The 21,177-nt window shown below is 63.9% G+C and carries 19 protein-coding genes; 12 read left to right on the forward strand and 7 right to left on the reverse strand.

Annotated features, from left to right (window positions below; all coding sequences use genetic code 11):
* Nucleotides 1-44: 44 nt before the first annotated feature.
* From PQQ86_RS13480 to PQQ86_RS13495, 4 genes are all read right to left on the reverse strand, one after another.
* Entirely contained in the window at nucleotides 45-1,520 is a 1,476-nt protein-coding gene (locus tag PQQ86_RS13480; protein ID WP_408267465.1) for a tetratricopeptide repeat protein, read from the reverse strand.
* 47 nt (nucleotides 1,521-1,567) lie between these two features.
* Nucleotides 1,568-2,668 (reverse strand): chorismate synthase, encoded by a 1,101-nt coding sequence (gene aroC / locus PQQ86_RS13485; RefSeq protein WP_408267468.1) that lies wholly within the window; start codon nucleotides 2,666-2,668, stop codon nucleotides 1,568-1,570.
* A 220-nt stretch (nucleotides 2,669-2,888) separates the two neighbouring features.
* Entirely contained in the window at nucleotides 2,889-4,826 is a 1,938-nt protein-coding gene (locus tag PQQ86_RS13490; RefSeq protein ID WP_408267471.1) for an MFS transporter, read from the reverse strand.
* 141 nt (nucleotides 4,827-4,967) lie between these two features.
* A complete protein-coding gene (locus tag PQQ86_RS13495; RefSeq protein ID WP_054042287.1) occupies nucleotides 4,968-5,432 on the reverse strand; it encodes a CBS domain-containing protein in 465 nt (154 codons plus the stop codon).
* Nucleotides 5,433-5,682: 250 nt separating this feature from the next.
* Between PQQ86_RS13495 and PQQ86_RS13500 the strand changes: the two genes are divergently transcribed.
* From PQQ86_RS13500 to PQQ86_RS13510, 3 genes are all read left to right on the forward strand, one after another.
* Nucleotides 5,683-7,110, forward strand: coding sequence for an O-acetylhomoserine aminocarboxypropyltransferase (locus tag PQQ86_RS13500; RefSeq protein WP_408267474.1), 1,428 nt, complete (start codon nucleotides 5,683-5,685; stop codon nucleotides 7,108-7,110).
* Nucleotides 7,107-7,952: an alpha/beta fold hydrolase gene (locus tag PQQ86_RS13505; protein ID WP_408267477.1), complete on the forward strand. Its 846-nt coding sequence runs from the start codon at nucleotides 7,107-7,109 to the stop codon at nucleotides 7,950-7,952. Before PQQ86_RS13500 ends, PQQ86_RS13505 begins: the two co-directional genes overlap by 4 nt.
* 199 nt (nucleotides 7,953-8,151) lie before the next feature.
* Nucleotides 8,152-8,472 carry an Mpo1-like protein gene (locus tag PQQ86_RS13510; protein ID WP_028200181.1) on the forward strand — a complete coding sequence of 107 codons (321 nt, stop codon included), beginning with the start codon at nucleotides 8,152-8,154 and terminating at the stop codon, nucleotides 8,470-8,472.
* A gap of 52 nt (nucleotides 8,473-8,524) precedes the next feature.
* On the opposite strand, the gene PQQ86_RS13515 is transcribed toward PQQ86_RS13510, so the two are convergent.
* Nucleotides 8,525-9,838 (reverse strand): YihY family inner membrane protein, encoded by a 1,314-nt coding sequence (locus tag PQQ86_RS13515; RefSeq protein WP_408267480.1) that lies wholly within the window; start codon nucleotides 9,836-9,838, stop codon nucleotides 8,525-8,527.
* 120 nt (nucleotides 9,839-9,958) lie between these two features.
* On the opposite strand from PQQ86_RS13515, the gene wrbA reads away from it, so the two are divergent.
* From wrbA to PQQ86_RS13540, 5 genes are all read left to right on the forward strand, one after another.
* Nucleotides 9,959-10,561: an NAD(P)H:quinone oxidoreductase gene (gene wrbA, locus PQQ86_RS13520; protein WP_115780521.1), complete on the forward strand. Its 603-nt coding sequence runs from the start codon at nucleotides 9,959-9,961 to the stop codon at nucleotides 10,559-10,561.
* A complete protein-coding gene (locus tag PQQ86_RS13525; RefSeq protein ID WP_408267483.1) occupies nucleotides 10,558-11,010 on the forward strand; it encodes a DUF2069 domain-containing protein in 453 nt (150 codons plus the stop codon). Before wrbA ends, PQQ86_RS13525 begins: the two co-directional genes overlap by 4 nt.
* A gap of 77 nt (nucleotides 11,011-11,087) precedes the next feature.
* The gene (locus tag PQQ86_RS13530) at nucleotides 11,088-12,506 is read left to right on the forward strand and encodes an FAD-binding oxidoreductase (RefSeq protein ID WP_408267486.1); all 1,419 of its coding nucleotides are present in this window, start codon (nucleotides 11,088-11,090) and stop codon (nucleotides 12,504-12,506) included.
* Between the two features lie 51 nt (nucleotides 12,507-12,557).
* The gene (locus tag PQQ86_RS13535; RefSeq protein ID WP_408267489.1) at nucleotides 12,558-13,364 is read left to right on the forward strand and encodes a metallophosphoesterase; all 807 of its coding nucleotides are present in this window, start codon (nucleotides 12,558-12,560) and stop codon (nucleotides 13,362-13,364) included.
* Between the two features lie 122 nt (nucleotides 13,365-13,486).
* The gene (locus PQQ86_RS13540) at nucleotides 13,487-14,206 is read left to right on the forward strand and encodes an SOS response-associated peptidase (protein WP_408267492.1); all 720 of its coding nucleotides are present in this window, start codon (nucleotides 13,487-13,489) and stop codon (nucleotides 14,204-14,206) included.
* Between the two features lie 135 nt (nucleotides 14,207-14,341).
* Here the strand turns inward: PQQ86_RS13540 and PQQ86_RS13545 are convergent, their stop codons facing one another.
* Complete coding sequence (locus tag PQQ86_RS13545; protein WP_175051215.1) at nucleotides 14,342-14,500, reverse strand: hypothetical protein; 159 nt, start codon at nucleotides 14,498-14,500, stop codon at nucleotides 14,342-14,344.
* 228 nt (nucleotides 14,501-14,728) lie between these two features.
* Nucleotides 14,729-15,667, reverse strand: a complete 939-nt coding sequence (locus PQQ86_RS13550) for a LysR family transcriptional regulator (RefSeq protein ID WP_408267495.1) — start codon at nucleotides 15,665-15,667, stop codon at nucleotides 14,729-14,731.
* A gap of 155 nt (nucleotides 15,668-15,822) precedes the next feature.
* Here PQQ86_RS13550 and PQQ86_RS13555 point away from each other — a divergent pair, with 155 nt between their 5' ends.
* The 4 genes from PQQ86_RS13555 to PQQ86_RS13570 are packed head-to-tail and all read left to right on the forward strand — an operon-like array spanning nucleotide 15,823 to nucleotide 20,832.
* Complete coding sequence (locus tag PQQ86_RS13555) at nucleotides 15,823-17,550, forward strand: efflux transporter outer membrane subunit (RefSeq protein WP_408267497.1); 1,728 nt, start codon at nucleotides 15,823-15,825, stop codon at nucleotides 17,548-17,550.
* 10 nt (nucleotides 17,551-17,560) lie between these two features.
* On the forward strand, nucleotides 17,561-19,768 hold the full coding sequence (locus PQQ86_RS13560) for an FUSC family protein (RefSeq protein WP_408267500.1): 2,208 nt from the start codon (nucleotides 17,561-17,563) through the stop codon (nucleotides 19,766-19,768).
* Nucleotides 19,758-19,958 carry a DUF1656 domain-containing protein gene (locus PQQ86_RS13565; RefSeq protein WP_054042269.1) on the forward strand — a complete coding sequence of 67 codons (201 nt, stop codon included), beginning with the start codon at nucleotides 19,758-19,760 and terminating at the stop codon, nucleotides 19,956-19,958. Before PQQ86_RS13560 ends, PQQ86_RS13565 begins: the two co-directional genes overlap by 11 nt.
* Before the next feature lie 13 nt (nucleotides 19,959-19,971).
* Nucleotides 19,972-20,832, forward strand: coding sequence for an efflux RND transporter periplasmic adaptor subunit (locus PQQ86_RS13570; protein ID WP_408267504.1), 861 nt, complete (start codon nucleotides 19,972-19,974; stop codon nucleotides 20,830-20,832).
* The last annotated feature ends 345 nt before the right edge of the window (nucleotides 20,833-21,177 follow it).

A 21,177-nucleotide genomic window follows, 5' to 3' on the forward strand; every position in this document is an offset into this window, starting at 1 on the left:
ATCCGTTGCAGACGTACTGCCAACGTCGCCGCAAAGCAACACGCTCAAACGCCCCGCATCACTTCAATCCGCTCCCGCACTTTAGCCAGCACCGGCGCCCACGCGCCAATCTCAGGCTGCCGAAAGAGCTCAATAGAATCGTACCAGGCCGTGGTGCCCGATTCGTCGCCCCAAAACCATGCTGACACATGATCGATCATCAAACACGTCGGCACGCCGAGCGCCCCCGCCAGATGAGCGGGCCCGCTATCAATCGTGACGATCAGATCCAGACTCGCCAGTAGCGCGGCGACATCGTCGAATCCGGACTGAAAATGGTGGGTCAGGTCGACAACATCGAGCCCCTTGGCCCGCCACTGCGCGACTGTCTCGCTGCGCCCAGGCGACAACGCAAACCAGGTCGCGCCCGGCACGCTCAATAGCGGCTCGAGTTGCTCTACAGGCACCGACCGCCGCCTATCGCGGATATGCTCAGGATTCCCGTTCCACACTAAACCGACGTTGCGATTGCCAGGCTTGCCAGCCGTGTGCGCATGAACCCGCTCACGCCATGCCTGCACGCGCGCGGGCTCTGCGCTCAGATACGGCGCACCCCACCCTGTTGCATCGAAGACGCCAAGCCGCAGCGGCAAGCTCATCAACCCGCAATGGAAATCCGGCCGCGTTTCAAGGCTCGTTTCAAGCGGCAGGTCCGCAGGCAGCATCCGTTCGAATAGATGCCGCAAGGGCCCGTCGTGCCCGAAAATCACCCGACCGCCTTCGCGTCGCGCCCGCTCCGCCAGCAGCGGCAGAAAGCGCACCGCCCAAAGGCAATCGCCGTTACCTTGCTCGCCGTACACGATCAGCGTTTTGCCTTGCAGCGATTCGCCCTGCCAATGCGCGCTGATCGCAGCGAGCGCATGCTGCGCGTTATTCAAATCGTCGCCGAACGCGACGCGCGACTCGTAATGCGCCCAGCCGTCGGCGAAACGTCCCGCGCGGATTTCAAGTTCCGACAGATCGAATAGCGCGTGCACGTTATCCGGTGACAACGCCAACACTTGCCTGAGCAATTCTTCCGCTTCAGCCAACCGCGCCTGCTCCTTGATGCACAACGCGAGCTTGTGAAGCGCCACCGGGTCGCCGGGCACGACACGCACCGCTTCGCGCAGTAGCCGCTCGGCCATGTCGAAGTCATTGCGCTGTTGCACCGCCGCCGCACGCCAGATCAGCGCGTTGGCGTCTTCGGCGTTTTGCGCGAGCAACAGCGCCGTAGCGGAGTCGACCAGCGGCCAGTCCCGCACGATGAAAGCGGTCTGCGCGACGGTGTGAAGCAGCGTAGCTTCGCAGGAGGGATCAAGCTGGTAAGCACGCACCAGCGCCGTGAGCGCCTCGCGCCGAAGGGCCTTGTCGCGGCCGGCGCGTTCCAGCAACAATTGTCCGAACGCGAGACAGTCGGTAGCGCCGGCGTACGGCGCGGCGGCACGCACACGCAGGCCCGCGAGTTGGCTATCTGCCGGCCCGGTGTTCGTATCAGTCATTGAGACGAGAGGCTGCGCGCAATACGAAGACGCTCAGAGAGCGCCCTTTACGGCGCGCTCGCCGCAATCTTCGGCGTGCTGACGGCGACATCGCCGCATTGCGCACGGTGGCGCAACGCATGGTCGATCAGCACCAGCGCGAGCATGGATTCGGCGATCGGCGTGGCGCGGATGCCGACGCACGGGTCATGACGCCCGAACGTTTCGACAATAACGGGCTGCCCCGCCTTGTCGATCGAGCGGCGCGGCGTACGGATGCTCGAAGTCGGTTTAATCGCGATCGACACCGTGATGTCCTGTCCGGTCGAAATACCGCCGAGCACACCACCCGCGTGATTGCCGACGAAGCCTTCCGGCGTCAATTCGTCGCCGTGCACCGAACCGCGTTGCGCGACGCTGGCGAAGCCCGCGCCGATCTCGACACCCTTTACCGCGTTGATGCCCATCATGGCGTGCGCGATGTCCGCGTCGAGCCGGTCGAACAGCGGCTCGCCAAGCCCAACCGGCACGCCGGAAGCCACGACGTTAATGCGTGCGCCGATCGAGTCGCCGTCTTTACGCAAGGCGTCCATATACGCTTCCAGCTCCGGCACGATCTCCGCGTTCGGCACGAAGAACGGGTTCTCACGCACATGCGACCAGTCGACGAACGGCACGTCGATTTCTCCGAGCGCCGCCATGTAGCCGCGAATCTCAGTACCGAATTTTTCACGCAGCCATTTCTTCGCAACCGCGCCGGCCGCTACCGTAGGTGCGGTCAGACGGGCCGACGAACGGCCGCCGCCGCGATAGTCGCGAATGCCGTATTTCTGCCAGTAGGTGTAGTCGGCGTGGCCGGGACGGAAAGTGTCGGCGATGTTGCCATAGTCCTTGCTGCGCTGGTCTGTATTGCGAATCAGCAGCGCGATCGGCGCGCCGGTGGTCTGGCCTTCGAACACGCCCGACAGGATCTCAACCTTATCTTCTTCCTGGCGCTGCGTGACATGGCGCGACGTGCCGGGTTTGCGGCGGTCGAGTTCGAGCTGGATGTCGGCTTCGTCAAGCGCCATGCCCGGCGGGCAGCCGTCGATCACGCAGCCGATAGCGGGGCCGTGCGATTCGCCGAAGGTCGTGACAGTGAAAAGCGTACCGAGCGTGTTGCCGGACATGGGCGTCGTCCAAAGAAATGCGGGGAAAGCACCATTATGCCAGCCCTGCAGGGGCTAGGTCCCGGATGCCCGCCTGCCTATGTCTTCTGGACAAGTCGCGCGTAGGTGCGGCGGCACAGGTGGGCGCGCAGGATGCCGGCCGCCACGGGATACACCCGCGAATGTCGCCACGCAGCCGTTCGCAGCACGAGCCCGACCGGCGACCCGGTATCCGGCCGCCTTACTTCCGCGCGCCGCGCAACTCGGTGACGATCTGCTGCAGCACCTCAGGCGTTGCCTCGGCCGGATCGATCGGCTCACCCACCGCCAGCGTCAGCCGGCTCATCACGCCCTTCTGAACCGGTCGCGGCCAGCGGGCGTCGTTGGCGCGCGAAAATACGCTCCCCCACAGCCCGCGCAGCGCCATCGGTATCACCGGCGCCGGCGTGCGGCGGATGATCTCGGTCACGCCGTGGCGGAACGGATTCATCTCACCGGTCTTCGTCAGCTTGCCTTCCGGGAAGATGCAGACCAGATCGCCCTCGGCGAGCGCCTCTGCGCAGCGCTCATAGGCGCGCGTCAACAGCTCCGGATCCTGATGGGCGGGCGCAATCGGAATCGCCTTCGCATGGCGGAACACCCAGCCAGCGAACGGCGATTTGAAGATCTGATGGTCCATCACGAAGCGGATCGGCCGCGGGCTCTCGGCCATGATGACGATCGCATCGACGAAGCTCACGTGGTTGCACACCAGCACGGCCGCGCCCTCTTCCGGAATCCGTTCGGCATGCACCAGGCGAATCCGGTAGAACGTATGCACCAGCACCCAGGCGATAAAGCGCAGCAAAAACTCAGGCACGAGCGAATAAATGTACGTCGCGACGACAATGTTCAGCAGCGCGGTGACGAGGAAAATCGCCGGAATGCTGAAACCCGCCGCGGTCAGCCCCATCGCCATCAACGCCGAGACGATCATGAACAGCGAATTCAGAATATTGTTCGCGGCTATGATGCGCGCGCGGTGAGTCGGCTGGCTGCGGCTCTGGATCAGCGCATAAAGCGGCACGCTATAGAAGCCGCCGAACATGGCCAGCAGGAACAGATCGACCAGCACGCGCCAATGGGCGGGCCGCACGAGGAATTCGCCGGCGCTCAGCAAATGCCCGGCGGCCGGCAACGCATGACTTGCGAAGAATAGATCGATCGCGAACACGCTCATGCCGATCGAGCCGAGCGGCACGAGGCCGATTTCGATGCGCCGCTTCGAGAGCTTTTCGCACATCAGCGAACCGAGGCCGATGCCGATCGAGAACGTACCGAGCAGCACGGTCACGACGTCCGGGTCGGCGGACAGCACGTTTTTCGCGAAACTAAAAAACGAAGACAGAAAAGTCGCGCCGACGAACCACAGCCAGGAAATCCCCAGGAGGCTCAGAAACACCGTCCGGTTTTCGCGCGCGAGCTTCAGGTTGCGCCACGTCTCGCTGACCGGATTCCAGTTGATGCGCAGATCGGGCTGCGGCGCCGCCGTGACAGGCACGAAGTTCGACACCAGCCGCCCCACCAGCGCAATCCCGACACAGGCGCAGGCCAGCACCGCCGCGCCGTGCTCGACAAAACCCGCGCCCACGCCGCCGACGATCGTACCGATCAGAATCGCAACGAAGGTGCCCATCTCGACCATGCCGTTACCGCCGACCAGTTCCGACTTGGACAGATGCTGCGGCAGATACGAATATTTGACCGGTCCGAACACGGTCGAATGGACGCCCATCAGAAACGTGCACAGATACAGCAACGGCGCGCTATGCAGCCAGAAACCCGTGCCTCCGATCAGCATCACGACGATTTCGAAGCTCTTGACGAAGCGCGTGAGCATCGCCTTGTCGTACTTGTCCGCGATCTGGCCGGAGGTGGCCGACAGCAGCACGAACGGCAAAATGAAGATCGCCGAGATCAGGAACGCCGCGGTTTTCGGATCGACGCCGGAAAAGCGCGCCGCCTGGTACGTGACGAGCGACGTGAAGCCGATCTTGAAGACGTTGTCGTTCATCGCGCCGAGAAACTGGGTCCAGAAAAACGGCGCGAAGCGGCGCTGGCTCAGCAGGCGGAACTGGGACTCGTGCGTCTCGTGGGAGCGGGCGGCACGGCGGGCGGCAGGTAACGGACGATCGCTCATGAGGTTCCGGGAACAGGCTAGGAGAGCAGCCAAGGGCAAAGGGCCGGGCACAAAAAAAACGCACGCTTTCGCGCGCGCCTTAATCGCATTTTCACACTCACAGCAACGGCGCGAGCGCCGCGGTGAGCCACCGCGCGTGAGTTAACGCGGCGCCGGTTGTTGGTCCTGCGGTTCTTCCGGCCAGTCGCGGATATAAGCCTTGAGCATGCGGTTTTCGAAGCCCTGCTCTTCGACCACCGCCTTTGCGACGTCGTAGAACGAGATCACGCCCATCAGCGTGCGGCTTTCCAGCACCGGCAAATAGCGCACGTGATGCTCGAGCATCATGCGGCGAACCTCGTTGACGTCCGTTTCGGGTGTGCAGGTGAGCGGATGGTCGTCCATCAACTTGCGGATCGTGGAGGTACCGAGGCTGCCGCCGTGCTTGCTCAGGGTCAGAATAATTTCGCGAAACGTCAGCATGCCGACGAGGTCGCCGTATTCCATCACGACCAGCGAGCCGATATCGTGCTCGGCCATGGTATTGACTGCGTCGTGCAGCGTGGTATCCGGCGTGACCGTGAAAAGGGTGTTGCCTTTGACTTTAAGAATGTCGCTGACTCGCATAATCTGTCTCCGTGATACCCGCTAAGCTGATATTGCCTGAATGACTTTCGATCCTAGCGGAAAGGTCCATAAAAGGAAAGCGGCCCGCCCACCATGGCGCAACGGGCGTTTGCAAGGTCAGCCCGGCGCCGTTCAGCGCGCCCACATTGGCCAACCCGCGGGAAAACCGCGCTTGAGGCGATCCATGCCGGTGATAGGATGACCGCCACTTTCACCTTTCGCGAGGCCGTCCGTGGCCTCGCCGCCCAGGATGTCCGCCAACCGTTTCGATACGCTTGCGCTGCATGCCGGCGCCGCGCCCGACCCGACTACCGGCGCGCGCGCCACGCCTATTTACCAGACTACCTCGTTTTCGTTCCGCGACTCGGACCACGCCGCGGCGCTCTTCAATATGGAACGCGCCGGCCACGTCTATTCGCGCATCTCGAATCCGACCGTGGCCGTGTTCGAGGAGCGCGTTGCCGCGCTGGAAAACGGTGCGGGTGCGATCGGCACCGCCAGCGGCCAGGCCGCGCTGCATCTGGCGATCGCCACGTTGATGGGCGCCGGCTCCCATATCGTCGCCTCAAGCGCGCTGTACGGCGGCTCGCACAACCTGCTGCACTACACGCTGCGGCGCTTCGGCATCGAGACAACCTTTGTCAAACCCGGTGACATCGACGCGTGGCGCGCCGCGCTACGCCCGAACACGCGCCTGCTGTTCGGCGAGACGCTCGGCAACCCGGGCCTCGACGTGCTCGATATCGCCGCGGTGGCGCAGCTCGCGCATGAGCACCGCGTGCCGCTACTGGTCGATTCGACGTTCACTACGCCCTATCTCCTGAAGCCGTTCGAGCATGGCGCCGACTTCGTCTATCACTCTGCGACCAAATTCCTCGGCGGCCACGGCACCACGATCGGCGGCGTACTCGTGGACGGCGGCACGTTCGACTTCAATGCGTCCGGCCGTTTCCCTGAATTCACCGAGCCGTACGAAGGCTTTCACGGCATGGTGTTCGCCGAGGAAAGCACCGTCGCGCCGTTCCTCCTGCGCGCACGCCGCGAGGGCCTGCGTGACTTCGGCGCGTGCCTGCATCCCCAGGCCGCCTGGCAACTGCTGCAAGGCATCGAAACACTGCCGCTGCGCATGGAACGGCACGTCGCGAATACACGCAAGGTGGTCGAATTTCTGAGCACACACCCTGCCGTCGAAGCCGTCGCCTACCCGGAACTGCCGACGCATCCGGACCATGCGCTCGCGAAGCGTCTGCTGCCGCGCGGCGCGGGCGCGGTGTTCAGCTTCAATCTGCGCGGCGACCGCGCCGCCGGGCGCAGCTTCATTGAAGCGCTTTCGCTGTTCTCGCATCTCGCGAACGTCGGCGACGCACGCTCGCTGGTCATCCATCCCGCATCGACGACGCACTTCCGCATGGACGCCGCCGCGCTCGCCGCGGCCGGCATCGCCGAAGGCACGATTCGCCTGTCGATCGGCCTTGAAGACCCCGACGATCTTATCGACGACCTCAAGCGCGCGCTGAAAGCCGCGCAGAAAGCGAGCGGGACGACCGCGGGGAGTGAAACATCCAGTCCGTCCAGCACGGCAAAAACCAGCCCCGTCAGTTCATCCGCTGCTCCAGCAGACGGTCACCCATCCGCCCTGCCTGCCGATGCCGCCAAACCCCGCCCGGAGTCCGCATGATCCTAACCGTTCAAGGCAAGGCCGCCTACGCGTACACCGGCGGCAAACCCTTCGACCCCAGCCTGCCGAGCGCGGTGTTCATCCACGGCGCCGAACATGACCATAGCGTGTGGGCATTGCAAACGCGTTACTTCGCGCATCACGGCTTCAGCGTATTGGCGGTCGACCTGCCCGGTCACTGCCGCAGCACCGGCCCGGCGCTCACAACCGTGACCGCAATGGCCGACTGGCTGGCCGCCCTGCTCGACGCCGCCGGTGTACAGCGCGCCTTCGTGGCCGGCCACAGCATGGGCTCGCTGATCGCCCTCGACTTCGCCGGCCGCTATCCGGAGCGCGCAACGCACCTGGCGTTGCTCGCCACAGCCGTGCCGATGGCCGTCTCCGACGCCTTGCTCGACGCCGCCCTGCACCGCGAGCCCGATGCAATCGACATGGTCAATCAATGGTCGCATTCGACACTCGCCGCAAAGCCGTCATGCCCCGGCCCGGGCTTCTGGCTGCACGGCATGAACCAGCGGCTGATGGAGCGTGTCTCGGCAAGTGGCGAGCCGCACCTGTTCCACACCGACTTCACCGCCTGCAATAGCTACGCGGACGGCCTCACACGCGCCACGGAAGTGCGTTGCCCGACGCGCCTGATCGTGGGCCGGCGCGATGCGATGACGCCGCCGCGGGCGGCCAAAGCGCTCGCCGCAGCGCTCTCCCAGGCCGGCGTACCGGTCGACACCGTCACGCTCGAGGCCGGCCATGCCTTGATGACCGAGCAGCCCGATGCCACACTCGACGCGCTGTTCAGCTTCGCCTCGAAAGCCGCAGGTGCTGTTCCAACCGGCGTTCGATAGTCGCTGCGAGTCGTCACGATAACCGGGCAGGTGGAGGCGCACCATCGGCCGAATGGCCTAGTTGCGCGCATGGTCCGATAGCCGCACAATGGGTCAAGCCTGTCCTGTTTCGAGCGCGTTCCGAACATGCCGACGCACGGCGAAACAACCTGGGAGCGACGGGCACGGAATCGAGTAGCGTCGACCTTCGGAGGCCATGATGGCTCAAACCGCGCACACCGATCACTTCGCGAGTTTCGCGGAGTTCTACCCGTACTACCTGAGCGAGCATCGCAACACGGTATCGCGGCGGCTGCATTTCGTCGGTTCGCTCGGCGTGATCGGCTGCCTCGCCATGGCGCTCGCCACTGGTAACTGGCTATGGCTGCCGGCCGCCGTGATTTGCGGCTACGGCTTTGCCTGGGTCGGGCATTTCTTCTTCGAGAAGAACCGGCCGGCTACCTTCCGGCATCCGCTTTATAGCCTGATGGGCGATTGGGTGATGTTCAAGGACATCTGCGTGGGGAAGATTTCGCTGTAGGTTTGCCGCCGCTTCAGGCGGCCTGCGTATGTCGCCTGAAGCGGCGGCCTGCTCATGCAGCCTGATGCGGCATTGAAGAAGTACCCTGCTCACTTTCCTGCGCGCGCGCTGCCCGCGCGGCAGCACGCGCCGCCAGCAGCACAGCGAGCGTCACTTTCAGCTTGTCGTTTTCCAGCGCTGCCAGAAGTGTCTGGCCATCCACGCGCGTAGAGTTCAGTTCAAGCTGATATTCGAGTTCCGCCCGGTCAATCACGAACAGATCGAACAGACGCTCGACCGTGATCTGCGCCGGATTTGCCAGCAGCAGGAAGTGCGGACGCGTGTCGTCGTCCTGCAAGCGCGCGATCCATTCGATCTCCTCGAGTTTTAGCAGCAGCCTGACCGTGGTATCCATCTCACGGCGAAGCATTCGCGAGATCTCCGGCATCGTGTAGCCACGCTTGCCCGCATCGCGCGCTTCCGAGAGCCGTGCGAGGAGTTCAAGCGAATCGAACAGATCGCTGCCCTCGAAAGTCGGCCGGTGAAACTGGCCAATGCGAATCGCGGGTAACGCCGACGCGATCATCGCGCCGGCCAGCGCAATGAACCAGCACAGGTACATCCACAGCAGGAATAGCGGCACAGCGGCAAACGCACCGTACACCGCGGTGTAGGTGGGAATGCGGCGCACGTAGTAGCCAAAGCCGCGCTTGGCGAGTTCGAAGGCGATCGCGGCAGTAATCCCGCCAATCACCGCGTCGCGCCACTCCACCCGGCAGTTCGGCAGAAATACGTAAAGCATCGTGAAAGCGAGTGCCGTCAACGGCAGCGCGGCGCCGGTCAGCGCCCAGTCGATCACCGACGGAATATGCTGGACGGCCGTGACCGCCATGGACCGCGTGAACAGATAGGAAGAAGTCGACAGGCTCACGCCGATCAGAATCGGGCCGAGCGTAATGATCGCCCAGTAGACCAGGATGCGCTGCGCGATCGGCCTCGCCTTGCGCACCCGCCAGATCACGTTGAAAGCGGATTCCACGGTCATCATCGTCATCACGGCGGTGACAAACAGAAAAATCATCCCGATGGTCGTAAGGCCCTTGGCCTTCGACGCGAACTGATTCAGATAATCGAAAATCTGACTGTTGAGCTGCGCGGGCATCAGATGGTCAGCGAGGAAAATCTGCAGCGACATCTGAAACGAGCTGAAAATCGGAAACGCGGTGAACAGCGCAAACGCGACTGTGGCGAGCGGCACGAGCGAGAGCATGGTGGTGAACGTGAGGCTGCCGGCCACCTGCGGAATGCGGTCTTCGCTACTGCGCTTCGCCGCAAACTGCGCGAGCCGTTTGAGCGTGTCGAGATCGAAACGCACCCTGGACAACAAACCCACCTCCTTGCTTCATAAACCGGTGTTTCAGGACCGTGCGCGGGGCCTGGCCGAATGGCTATGGATGGCCTGTGCAGCGGACCGAGCCCCTATAATACCCGTTCACCGATGAGGCCTATGAAAGACATTCTCGTGCTCTATTACAGCCGCCACGGCGCCACGCGCGAGCTTGCGCTGGCGATCGCGCACGGCGTCGACAGCGTCCCCGGCATGCAGGCGCGCGTGCGCACCGTGCCGGCGGTTTCCACCGTCTGCGAAGCGACCCAGCCGGATATTCCCGCTGAAGGGCCGCCCTACGTCGAGCTGCGCGACCTCGAAGAATGCGCCGGTCTCGCGCTCGGTTCGCCCACCCGCTTCGGTAACATGGCCGCGTCGCTGAAATATTTTCTCGACGGCACCACGCCGCAGTGGCTTTCGGGCGCGTTGTCCGGCAAACCGGCATGCGTGTTTACGTCCACCGGCAGCTTGCACGGCGGCCAGGAATCCACGCTGCTGTCCATGATGCTGCCGCTTCTGCATCACGGCATGCTGATCGTCGGCATTCCGTACACCGAGAGCGCGCTCTCCACTACGCAAACCGGCGGCACGCCCTACGGCGCGTCGCACTTCGCACGCGCGGGCACGGCCGAACAAGGCATCTCCGCCGACGAAAAAACGCTCGCGATTGCTCTCGGCGCACGCGTTGCCCGCACGGCGGCCTCCATGAGCGAGCGGCCGTGAACGCAGCCGCCCTGCCCGTGCAGCAAAAACGCGCCGCCGCTTTCGGCGCCACCGCCGCCTTGCTCGCGCTGATCGTTTTGTCCGTCGCGTGGGAATGGTGGCTCGCGCCGCTGCGTCCGGGCGGCTCGGCGCTGGTACTCAAAGCCGTGCCACTGCTGCTCGCCCTGCCCGGCGTGTGGCGGCACCGGCTTTACACGCTGCAATGGGCGTCGATGCTGATCCTGCTGTATTTTGCCGAGGGCATCGTGCGCGGCTGGAGCGACCGTGGCCTGAGTGCCCGCCTCGGCTGGCTCGAAGCCGCTCTCGCCGTAGTTTTCTTCATCTGCACGCTCGCGTATGTCGCACCGTTCAAGCGCGCGGCAAAACGGGCAGCGAAACGGGCCGCAAAGCAGGCGGCACAAGAGAACGCACAGCAGAACACCGGGCAGGCCGAGGAAAGCACACGATGAGAACAGCGCTTTTCGCGTCGTTTTTCGCCTCACCTCCCGCGCAATCTATCCGCCGCCGAACATACTGACCGACCAACATGACCCAAGCCGCTTTCCTCACCGCTTGCCGCGACGCCATCGGCGCCGCCCAGGTGCTGACCGACCCGCACGACACCGCCCCCTACCTCACCGACTGGCGCCGCCGCTACACCGGCGCGGCCTGCGCGGTGCTCTGCCCGGCTACGCCTGACGAGGTCGCGGCGCTCGTCAAACTCGCCGTCGAACATCGCATCGTGCTGGTGCCGCAAGGCGGCAACACGGGTCTCGCCGGCGGCGCCACGCCGGATGCAAGCGGCGCGCAGGCGGTGATCAGTCTGCGGCGTCTGAATCGTGTGCGCGATATCGATCCGCACAACAACACGATCACCGTCGAAGCCGGTGTCATCCTCGCCGAAGTACAGAAGCACGCCGAAGAAGCAGGCCGTCTGTTTCCGCTGAGCCTCGCCGCAGAAGGCAGTTGCACGATCGGCGGCAATCTTGCCACCAACGCGGGCGGCACCGGCGTACTGCGCTACGGCAACACACGCGAACTGTGCCTGGGCCTCGAAGTGGTCACCGCGCAAGGCGAACTGTGGGACGGCCTGCGAGGACTGCGCAAGGACAACACCGGCTACGACCTGCGCGATCTGTTCATCGGCGCGGAAGGCACGCTCGGCATCATCACCGCCGCCGTGCTCAAGTTGCATCCGCAGCCGGCCGCACGCGTCACGGCGCTCGCCGCGCTCGCGTCGCCGCATGCGGCGCTCGATTTCCTCTCACTCACGCAACGCGTCGCCGGACCGCTTCTGACCGGTTTCGAACTGATGTCGGATTTCTGTCTGCGGCTGGTGGGCCGGCACTTCGAGCAGATGCGCTATCCCTTCGTCGAACCGCATGCGCAAGTCGTGCTATTGGAGCTGTCGGACAGCGAGAGCGAGGAACACGCACGCGGACTGTTCGAGCGCCTGATGGAAACCGCGCTCGAAGAGGGCCTGGTCGAAGACGCAGTAGTCGCGGAAAACCTTGCGCAGTCGCGGGTATTCTGGAATCTGCGCGAACACATCCCGCTCGCGCAGGCTGAGGAAGGTCTGAACATCAAGCACGATATCGCGGTGCCGATTTCGCGCATCGGCCACTTCATCGAGGAAACCGACGCGGCAATCGCGCAAGCCGTGCCGGGCGTGCGCATGGTCACGTTCGGGCATCTCGGTGACGGCAATCTGCATTACAACGTGCAGGCGCCCGAGGGCGTCGACGCAAAGGCATTCCTCAAAACCTGGCAAAGCCCGATCAACCAGCTCGTCTACGACAACGTGCACCGGCATCGCGGCAGCATCAGCGCGGAACACGGCCTCGGCCAGTTGAAGATCGACGAGGCGATGCATTACAAGCAGGGCGTCGAGGTGCAATTGATGCGCGCCGTCAAACGCGCGCTGGACCCGCTGAACCTGATGAATCCGGGCAAGGTGCTACGCTAGGGTTTGAAGCCTTCGCCGTTTGGTGCGAGGCCCATTGCAGGAGTCGCTGTCGTGAAGATTCGAGTGCTGTCCGATCTGCATCTGGAGAACGACGAGCCCGAACTGGTCCCGCATGCGGAAGCGGATCTGATCGTGCTGGCCGGCGACATCCACAATCACGCAGCCGGCCCGCGCTGGGCCGCGCAGACTTTCGACGGCGCCGTGCCGGTGGTCTACGTGCCCGGCAATCACGAGTACTACGATGGCGAATTCAGCGCGCTCGACACCGCGCTGTACGACGCAGCGGCCCAGGTCGACAACGTGCACGTCCTGAACAATGCTGCGCTGGTCGACCCGCAAGGCCGCTGGCGCGTGCTCGGCACCACCTTATGGACCGACTTCGCGCTATACGGCGCGGATCCGGACACGCTCGCCGAGTGCATCGACGCATCGCGCCGTGCGATGCTCGACTTCCGCGGCCTGATCCAGACGAACTGGCCGCATGACACTCAGGACTCGCCGCGCGACTTCACCCCTGACGACTCCCTCGCGCTGCACCGGCGGGCGCGCGCCTGGCTCGAAAGCGAGCTGGCGCGGCCGTTCGAGGGCAAGACGATCGTCGTCACCCATCACGCGCCACATCGGCTGAGTCTGGCCGAACGCTATGCGGAGGACCGCGTCTCGGCCGGTTTCGTTAACCATTTGCCGGAACTGGTGCGCTCGCCCGTTGCGCTGTGGATTCACGGACATACGCATACGCCGTTCGATTACACGGTGAATGGCACGCGCGTGGTCTGCAATCCGCGCGGCTATTTCGACCGGCGCACCGGCCAGTGGGAAAATCCGCAATTCGCGTGGGATAAAGTCGTCGAGATATAGCGTCGGCTTGGGGCCGATCTGGGTAGCGCGGCCAGGCGCCACGCACTACGCTGTTGTTGTCGTGGGATTCGGGTCTTCGACTCGGCCAAACCCGCCAGCCCGGTCATCTCCGGAGGTCGCTCATGTGTGGTCGAATCAGCCAGTACCGCGATCCGCGTCTGTACGCACGGCAGCTCGGCCTCGCCGATCCGCTCATGCTGTTCGACGATGCCGACCGCCGCCCCGGCTACAACCTCGCGCCGGGCACTCATCCGCTCGCGATTTACCCGGACCAGACGCTGCACGCGATCCACTGGGGTTATTGCCCGGATTGGGCACGCGAGCAGCATCTGCCGCAGACCATTAACGCGCGCGCCGAAACCGCGCCGCATACGCGCTACTTCAAAGATTTGTGGAAAACCGGGCGGGTATTGGTGCCGGCAGACGGCTGGTTCGAGTGGCGCATGGAAGCGGCGTCCGGAAGATCGCACGGGGATAACGCGGCGGAAGCCGACGCGACGGTCCGCCAGCCCTACTTCGTGTACCTGAAAAGCGACGCTCCGATGTACCTCGCGGCGCTATCGAGCGTGCGCGGCACGGAACCGCAAACGGAAGGCATGGGACTGGTGATCGTGACGGCCACCGCCGACAAGGGTCTGATCGATGTACACGGGCGGCGCCCGCTGGTGTTCGCGCCGGAGGCGGCGCGCAGATGGCTGGATCCGGCACTGCAGTTCGACGAACTCGAACAGCTCGCTCGCAGCGCCTGTCTGCCCGCCGCGCGGTTCCGCTGGCACCGGGTGAGCCCAGAAGTAGACCGCACGCTCAATGACGAGCCGGGTCTGATTGAAGCGCTGCACTGAACGTGCGGAGGGCGGATCGAAACTGATCGGCAGCCGGACCGCATCGGCGCGGTAACGCACGCGCAGGGCACGCCGAAGAAATGCAACAGCAAGCTCAATTGCCGCGCGCCCATTAACCCGGCGCGCCGGCCAGCCTCAACGATCGCGCTGCTGTCCCTGCAGATCAGGGCGCTCGACCTTGATCGGCACCAGTTGCGGCTGCTGGTCACGCAGGCGGCGCAGCAGATCGCGCGATGCGGCGATTCCGATCAGTCCCAGCATAACGGCCACGCCGATCATCAGATGCGTATCCATGAATCCCTCTTCCTTCGATTGTTGCGATTGTTGCGGTTCTTGCGATTTGCCGAACAGCGGCTAATTGAACGCGTCCGACCGAATGCGGCAGCCCATGAACCACACGTTAGCAAATCAACCCCGGCGCAGAAGTAAGGAAATGTTGCGACGCGGCACTGATGTAACAGTCTGTCACGCCACCGCTCGCTGGAACCGTCAACAATGGTCAACCGCCCGCGCGGCGCCGCTTCAGCTGCGCGCGAACTGGCGCAACTCTTCCTGATCGACGGCCAGCGTGACGGGCAGTTCGTCGCGCAAAAATTCGACCCAGGTGCGAATTTTCGCGTCCAGATACTGCCGGGATGGATACAGCGCATACAGATTCATTTCCTGCGACGTGTATTCCGGCAACAGCCACACCAGGTCACCGCTGCGCAGACCGCTGATCGCCGAGTAGATCGGAATCAGTCCAACCCCCATGCCGCTGCTCACCGCGACCGCCATCGCTTCGGCGACATTCACCTGAAAGGTGGTCGGGCCGAGGTTGATGGTTTCTTCGCCGTTCGGGCCGTCGAAGATCCATTTGTCGATCGGAAACACCGGCGTCACCATTTGCAGACAAGTGTGGCGCGCGAGGTCGGCGGGAGTTTGGGGCACGCCGTGCCGCTCCAGATAAGCCGGTGACGCGCACGCGATGCTGAAGGCGCTGCCGAGCCGCTGAGACACCAGCCCCGAATCCGACAGGCCGGTTGCCAGTGTCAGCGACACGTCGAAACCTTCGTCGAGCAGATCGGGCATGCGCTGCGCGAGCGTCAGCTCGACGCTCACGTCCGGATACCGCTCCTGATAGCGACCCACGGCCGGCACCACATAGTGCTGGCCGAAGCTCGTCATGGCGTGGACCTTGAGCTTGCCGGACGGGCGCGCGTGCGCGTCGCCGGCCTCCGCTTCCGCCTGATCCACGTACGCGAGGATCTGCTCGCAACGCTGCAGATAGCGCTCACCCGCCTCGGTCAGCGCGATACGACGCGTGGTGCGGTTCAACAGACGCGTGCGCAGATGCGCTTCCAGGTCGGAAACCGCGCGCGACGCGTACGCCGTGGTCGTGTTCAGGTGCTGCGCGGCACCCGTGAAACTGCCCGCTTCGACGACGCGGACAAATACGCGCATGTTTTGAAGCGTATCCATACTTTTTCCTGTTGATCCGCAGCGATTGTTACACGATTCGCAAAGGCGATTGTCTCATATTGCGTAAAAATCCCTTGCATCTTTACCGGTTATTCCTCAATCAATCAAAAAATATAATGACGCACATGCTTCTATAGCCAATTTTGGAGGAAATCGTGCAGTCTCCGGTACAGAAAGGGGTCGCCGCAGCCGCGGTTCTTACGATCCTATTAACAATCGCCGGCTGTGCCAGTACCGGAGGCATCGCGCCGCAGGACCGCGGAATGGAGCCCTCCTCGCTCGACGCAGGCAACGCCATCCGGGCCGCCAACGCGGACGCCCAATGGCCGGCCGCCGACTGGTGGCGCGCCTATAACGACCCGCAGCTCAACGAGTGGATCGAAGCCGCGCAGATGGGTAATCCGAGTCTCGCGATCGCCCAGGCGCGCGTACGCGAAGCCGTGTCGATGGCGGGTGTCGCCCGTTCGGCGCTGTCGCCGCAAGTCAACGGCAGCCTGTCGATCCAGCGGCAGAAATGGGCCGACAACCTCTATTACGGCCCCGGCCCGCTCGCGGGCCAGCAGTCGTGGAACAACACCGGCACGCTGGGCCTGTCTTACAACCTCGATCTCTGGGGCAAGGACAAGAACGCCGCCGAGCGCGCGCTCGACGCCGCTCATGCGAGCGCGGCGGACTTCCGCGCCGCCCAGCTCGAACTGGAAGGCAACGTGGTGCGCACGTACATCGAGCTGTCGATGAACTACGCGCTGCTCGACATCGCCAGGTCCACCCTGCAGCAACAGCAGCAGATCGTCGACCTGGCGAACCGGCGTCTGAAAGGCGGCATCGGCACCCAGTTCGAAGTGAGCCAGGCCGAAACGCCGATGCCGGAATACGAACGCCAGATCGACGCGATCGAGGAAAAGATCGCCCTCGGCCGCAACCAGTTAGCCGCATTGGCCGGCAAGGGTCCGGGCGCGGGCGACGCGATCCAGCGACCGACGCTCTCGCTCGACAACGCACCCGCCGCTCTGCCGAGCGCGCTGCCGGCGGATCTGATCGGCCATCGGCCGGACGTGGTTGCGGCGCGCTGGACGGTTGCGGCGCAGGCGCGCGGCATCGACGTCGCCAAGGCCAGCTTCTATCCGGACATCAACCTGCTGGCGTCGATCGGCGGCTATGCGGCAATGGGCCCGCTATTCCAGTTCCTGAAAGACCCGTCGCATAGCTGGAGCGCCGGTCCGGCGCTGTCGCTGCCGATCTTCGACGGCGGGCGTCTGCGCTCGCAGCTCGGCGCGGCGTCGGCCGGGTACGACGAGGCAGTGGACAGCTATAACCAGTCGATCGTCGGCGCGCTGAAGGACATCTCCGATCAGGTGATCCGGATCCGTTCGCTCGCGACCCAGGCGCAAGATGCGGACCGTTCGGTCGCAGCGGCGCGCAAGAACTACAACCTCGCACGCGAAGGCTATCGGCGCGGCTTGACCGACTATCTGAACGTACTGGTTGCGCAAAGCCAGTTGCTGCGCGCGCAGGAAGGCGTCGCGAAGATTCAGGCCGAGCGGCTGGGCGCGCATGCGTCGCTGGTTACGGCTTTGGGTGGTGGGCTCGACGAACCGGCCAACGGTCCGCAGGCGAGCGAGACGCTGCCGGCGCATGGGAAGGGCAAAGCGGCGGCGGCAAGTTCGACCTCTGCGGCCAAGCCTTCGGACGCGCCGACGCAAGCCGGTTCGGCGGGTCACGCGGATAGCACCGCACCCGCTGCCGCCACGCCACCAGCGCAAAGCCCGGCCGCCTCTGCGGCAGGACCCTCGAGCGCTGCGGTCAAACGGGCGCGCGACACCGGTATAAGCGCCGCGATCACCTCGTCTCGCCCGTCCGCCACCGCGCCCGCGGCGGAGTAAGGAAGCCACCATGTCAGCTTCCCCTTCGCCCTCGCGTCCGTCGTCGTTCGCCGCGCTCTACTCAGCCGCCGCCGACTGGGCGCGCACAGACGGTCTCACGTGGGTCTATCTGTTCAAAGCACTCGCCGCCTGCTTCCTCGCGCTCGGCATCGCGATGAAACTCGACCTGCCGCAGCCGCGTACCGCAATGACCACCGTGTTCATCGTGATGCAGCCGCAAAGCGGGATGGTGTTCGCCAAGAGCTTCTACCGGATCTGCGGCACGCTGGTCGGCCTCGTCGTGATGCTCGCATTGATCGGCCTGTTCGCGCAGCAGCCAGAACTGTTCATCGTCACGACCGCGATCTGGGTCGGCATCTGCACAGCGGGCGCCGCGCGTAATCGCAACTTCAAGTCGTACGGTTTCGTGCTGGCCGGCTACACCGCCGCACTGATCGGTATCCCCGCTTCACAGCATCCGGATGGCGCGTTTCTCAGCGCGCTCACGCGGGTGGCTGAAGTGGTGGTCGGCATCGTCTGCGCGGGCGCCGTCAGTGGCCTCGTGTTTCCGCAGTTCGCCGGCTTGCAGATGCGCAGCACCGTGCGGGCGCGTTTCTCGGCGTTCGTCGAGTATGTGTCGGCCTCGTTAGCCGGCCGCAACGATCGCGCAAAAATCGAAGCGACCAATGCGAGCTTTGTCGCCGACATCGTCGGTTTCGAAGCCGCACGCAGTGTCGCCGTGTTCGAAGGTCCCGATTCGCGGATGCGCGGCGGCCGCCTGGCGCGTCTGAACAGCGAGTTCATGACCGCCTCGACGCGCTTTCACGCGCTGCATCAGTTGATGAACCGGCTGCGCGATTCGCAGACGAGCGGCGCGATGGTCGCGGTCGACGCGCTCGAGCCGTACTTCAAGGAAATCGCCCCGCTGCTCGCGAAATCCGGCGAACCGGTGTTGAGCGCCACGGATGCCGCCCACGCCGCCGCGCAACTCGACGCGTACAAAGCGGAACTGCCCAAGCGGGTGCGCGAAACACGCGCCGCACTGGAAACACAGCCGGACGCACCGCTGCTCGACTTCGACACCGGCGCCGAACTGCTGTATCGCTTCATCGACGATCTGCACGCGTACGCGGCCACCTATGCATCGCTTGCCGTCGACACGCACGAGCGTGAGCGCTGGATCGAGCGTTACGAACCGAAGACGAACGCGATCGCCGCGGGCGTCGCCGGCTTGCGCGCGGCCATCGTCATGATCGTGCTCGGCGCGTTCTGGATCGCGACCGCATGGCCGAGCGGCTCGACCTTGACGCTGGACGCAGCAGCGGTCTGCGCGCTGGCGTCAGCGTCGCCGAATCCGAAGCGCACCGCGTTCCAGATGGCCGCCGGCACGCTGGTCGCCTCAGTGATGGGGATGATCGCAGTGTACGGCGTGTATCCGCACATCGACGGCTTTCCGCTGCTGTGCGCCGCGCTCACGCCGTTCCTGCTGCTCGGCGTATTCATGACGACGCGGCCCGCGCTGGCCGGCTACGGCGTCGGCTACTGCATCTTCTTCTGTTTCCTCGCCGGCCCGGACAACCTGATTCACTACGACCCTAGCGGCACCATCAACGACGCGATTGCGCTGGTGCTGTCGATGCTGGTGTGCGCGGTGGCCTTTGCCGTGCTGCTGCCGCCCTCGACGCCCTGGCTGCGCAACCGCCTGCTGGTGGACTTGCGCCGCCAGGTGGCGCTGGCGAGCCGCGCGGGCATGCGCCGGGTGCGTTCGCGCTTCGAGAGCGGCGCACGCGATCTGATGTCCCAGATCAACGCGCTCGCGCAGAACGAACCCGAGCTCAAACGCGACACCTTGCGCTGGCTCTTCTCGGTGCTCGAAGTGGGCAACGCGATGATCGACTTGCGCGGCGAAGTGGCGGCGCTGCCGCGCGACGCGCGCTACGCGAAGTCGATGCCTTGGCGCGTCACATTGCGTGCGATGCGCGACGCGGTGACCGCGCTGTTCGAACGGCCGCGTGCAGACCGCTTCGACCGTGCGCTCGCCGCCACCACCGATGCGATTGCCGCGGTCCATCTGATGCTCGCCACCTTCACGCCACCGCGTGAGGATCGGCATCGGCTGCAACGCATTCTGAGTCAACTGCATTTCATTCGTACCGCGCTGCTCGATCCGCAATCACCGCTTGAACCGCTGATGAGCGGACGTGCCGACGCGTCAGAAGGAGTTCGTCATGCCACGTGATATCGCCGTTTTCGATGCCTACGTGCCGGCCATTGTGCTGCTGTTTGTCGCGGGCGCCGCGCTTACCTGGGTGTTGGACCGTGTCATCGCCTATACGGGGCTGTATCGCGTGGTGTGGCATCCGTCCTTGTTCCGGGCCAGCTTGCTCGTGTGTGTGTGCGGCGTGCTGGGTCTCGCCGTTTATCGTTGATCAGAGTCGAAACATGACCATCCGAAATATTGTGGGCTTCGTCGCGACAGCCGTTATTTTTATCGTCGCGATTTTGATTGGGCGTGTGTTGTGGGTTCATTACATGGATGAACCGTGGACACGTGATGGGCGCGTGCGCGCTGAGATTGTGAATGTGGCGCCTGATGTTTCCGGCGCGGTTCTGGATTTGCCTGTTAAGGATAATCAGCTGGTTAAGAAGGGGGATCTGTTGATGCAGGTCGATCCTTCGCATTATCAGATTGCTGTTGAGCAGGCGGAAGCTGCGGTTGCTGCACGGAAGGCGGAGTTGCAGATGAAGCGGGATGATGCGCAGCGGCGGGCGGATATGGATGCTTTGGTTGTGTCCAAGGAGAGTCGCGAGAATGCGACTCATACTGCTTCTGCTGCTGAGGCTTCCTATCAGCAGGCTTTGGCTGCGCTCGATGCTGCCAAGTTGAATCTTGAGCGCACTCGCGTGGTGTCGCCGGTTGATGGCTATGTCACTAATCTGAATGTATTCCGCGGTGATTATGCTACTGCTGGGTCAGCTAAGCTGGCGATTGTTGATAGTCATTCCTTTTGGGTTTACGGCTACTTCGAAGAGACTAAGCTGCCTCATGTGCGGGTCGGGGATAAAGCTGAAGTTCGGTTGATGAGTGGGGGTACCCTGCAGGGGCATGTCGAGAGCATTTCTCGTGGGATCTATGATCGGGATAATCCGGAAAGCCGTGAGCTGCTCGCTGATGTTAATCCGACTTTTAATTGGGTTCGGTTGGCGCAGCGTGTGCCCGTGCGGGTGAGGATTGATTCTGTGCCTGAGGGGGTTGTGCTTGCTGCAGGGATTACTTGTACTGTTGTTGTTAAGCCAAGCTAACGTGGTTGCCTTCGCGGCGCTTTTTGTCTGTGGTTCTGGGTTTGGTGCCTTTCCTTGAATTGTTAGTGGTCTATTAGCGTTGCCCCTGTGCGGGGCGGCACCTACTTTTCTTTGCCGCCGCAAAGAAAAGTAGGCAAAAGAAAGCGGCTCAAACCGCTCATGCTAAGCGGGAACCGTGGCCTGCAAGTGGTAGTGGTGCATCTGGAATCCGGGCCCTCGCACATTCGGCGCTAGTGACAAAGGTGTCATCAGTTCCCACTCCGCACTGCGTGCGTCGCGGACGGGTCTGCATGGGAAACCAGGGGCTTCGGCTCGGCGGCGCTATGCGCGCCGCCGAGGCAGTAC

The sequence above is a fragment of the Paraburkholderia sediminicola genome, assembly GCF_046026675.1.
Classification (GTDB): Bacteria; Pseudomonadota; Gammaproteobacteria; order Burkholderiales; family Burkholderiaceae; genus Paraburkholderia; species Paraburkholderia sediminicola_F.

Coding starts and splice junctions, on each gene's coding strand:
- PQQ86_RS13480 (WP_408267465.1), bottom strand. CDS start 1,520: ATGACTGATACGAACACCGGGCCGGCAGATAGCCAACTCGCGGGCCTG.
- aroC (WP_408267468.1), bottom strand. CDS start 2,668: ATGTCCGGCAACACGCTCGGTACGCTTTTCACTGTCACGACCTTCGGC.
- PQQ86_RS13490 (WP_408267471.1), bottom strand. CDS start 4,826: ATGAGCGATCGTCCGTTACCTGCCGCCCGCCGTGCCGCCCGCTCCCAC.
- PQQ86_RS13495 (WP_054042287.1), bottom strand. CDS start 5,432: ATGCGAGTCAGCGACATTCTTAAAGTCAAAGGCAACACCCTTTTCACG.
- PQQ86_RS13500 (WP_408267474.1), top strand. CDS start 5,683: ATGTCCGCCAACCGTTTCGATACGCTTGCGCTGCATGCCGGCGCCGCG.
- PQQ86_RS13505 (WP_408267477.1), top strand. CDS start 7,107: ATGATCCTAACCGTTCAAGGCAAGGCCGCCTACGCGTACACCGGCGGC.
- PQQ86_RS13510 (WP_028200181.1), top strand. CDS start 8,152: ATGGCTCAAACCGCGCACACCGATCACTTCGCGAGTTTCGCGGAGTTC.
- wrbA (WP_115780521.1), top strand. CDS start 9,959: ATGAAAGACATTCTCGTGCTCTATTACAGCCGCCACGGCGCCACGCGC.
- PQQ86_RS13530 (WP_408267486.1), top strand. CDS start 11,088: ATGACCCAAGCCGCTTTCCTCACCGCTTGCCGCGACGCCATCGGCGCC.
- PQQ86_RS13540 (WP_408267492.1), top strand. CDS start 13,487: ATGTGTGGTCGAATCAGCCAGTACCGCGATCCGCGTCTGTACGCACGG.
- PQQ86_RS13545 (WP_175051215.1), bottom strand. CDS start 14,500: ATGGATACGCATCTGATGATCGGCGTGGCCGTTATGCTGGGACTGATC.
- PQQ86_RS13550 (WP_408267495.1), bottom strand. CDS start 15,667: ATGGATACGCTTCAAAACATGCGCGTATTTGTCCGCGTCGTCGAAGCG.
- PQQ86_RS13560 (WP_408267500.1), top strand. CDS start 17,561: ATGTCAGCTTCCCCTTCGCCCTCGCGTCCGTCGTCGTTCGCCGCGCTC.
- PQQ86_RS13565 (WP_054042269.1), top strand. CDS start 19,758: ATGCCACGTGATATCGCCGTTTTCGATGCCTACGTGCCGGCCATTGTG.
- PQQ86_RS13570 (WP_408267504.1), top strand. CDS start 19,972: ATGACCATCCGAAATATTGTGGGCTTCGTCGCGACAGCCGTTATTTTT.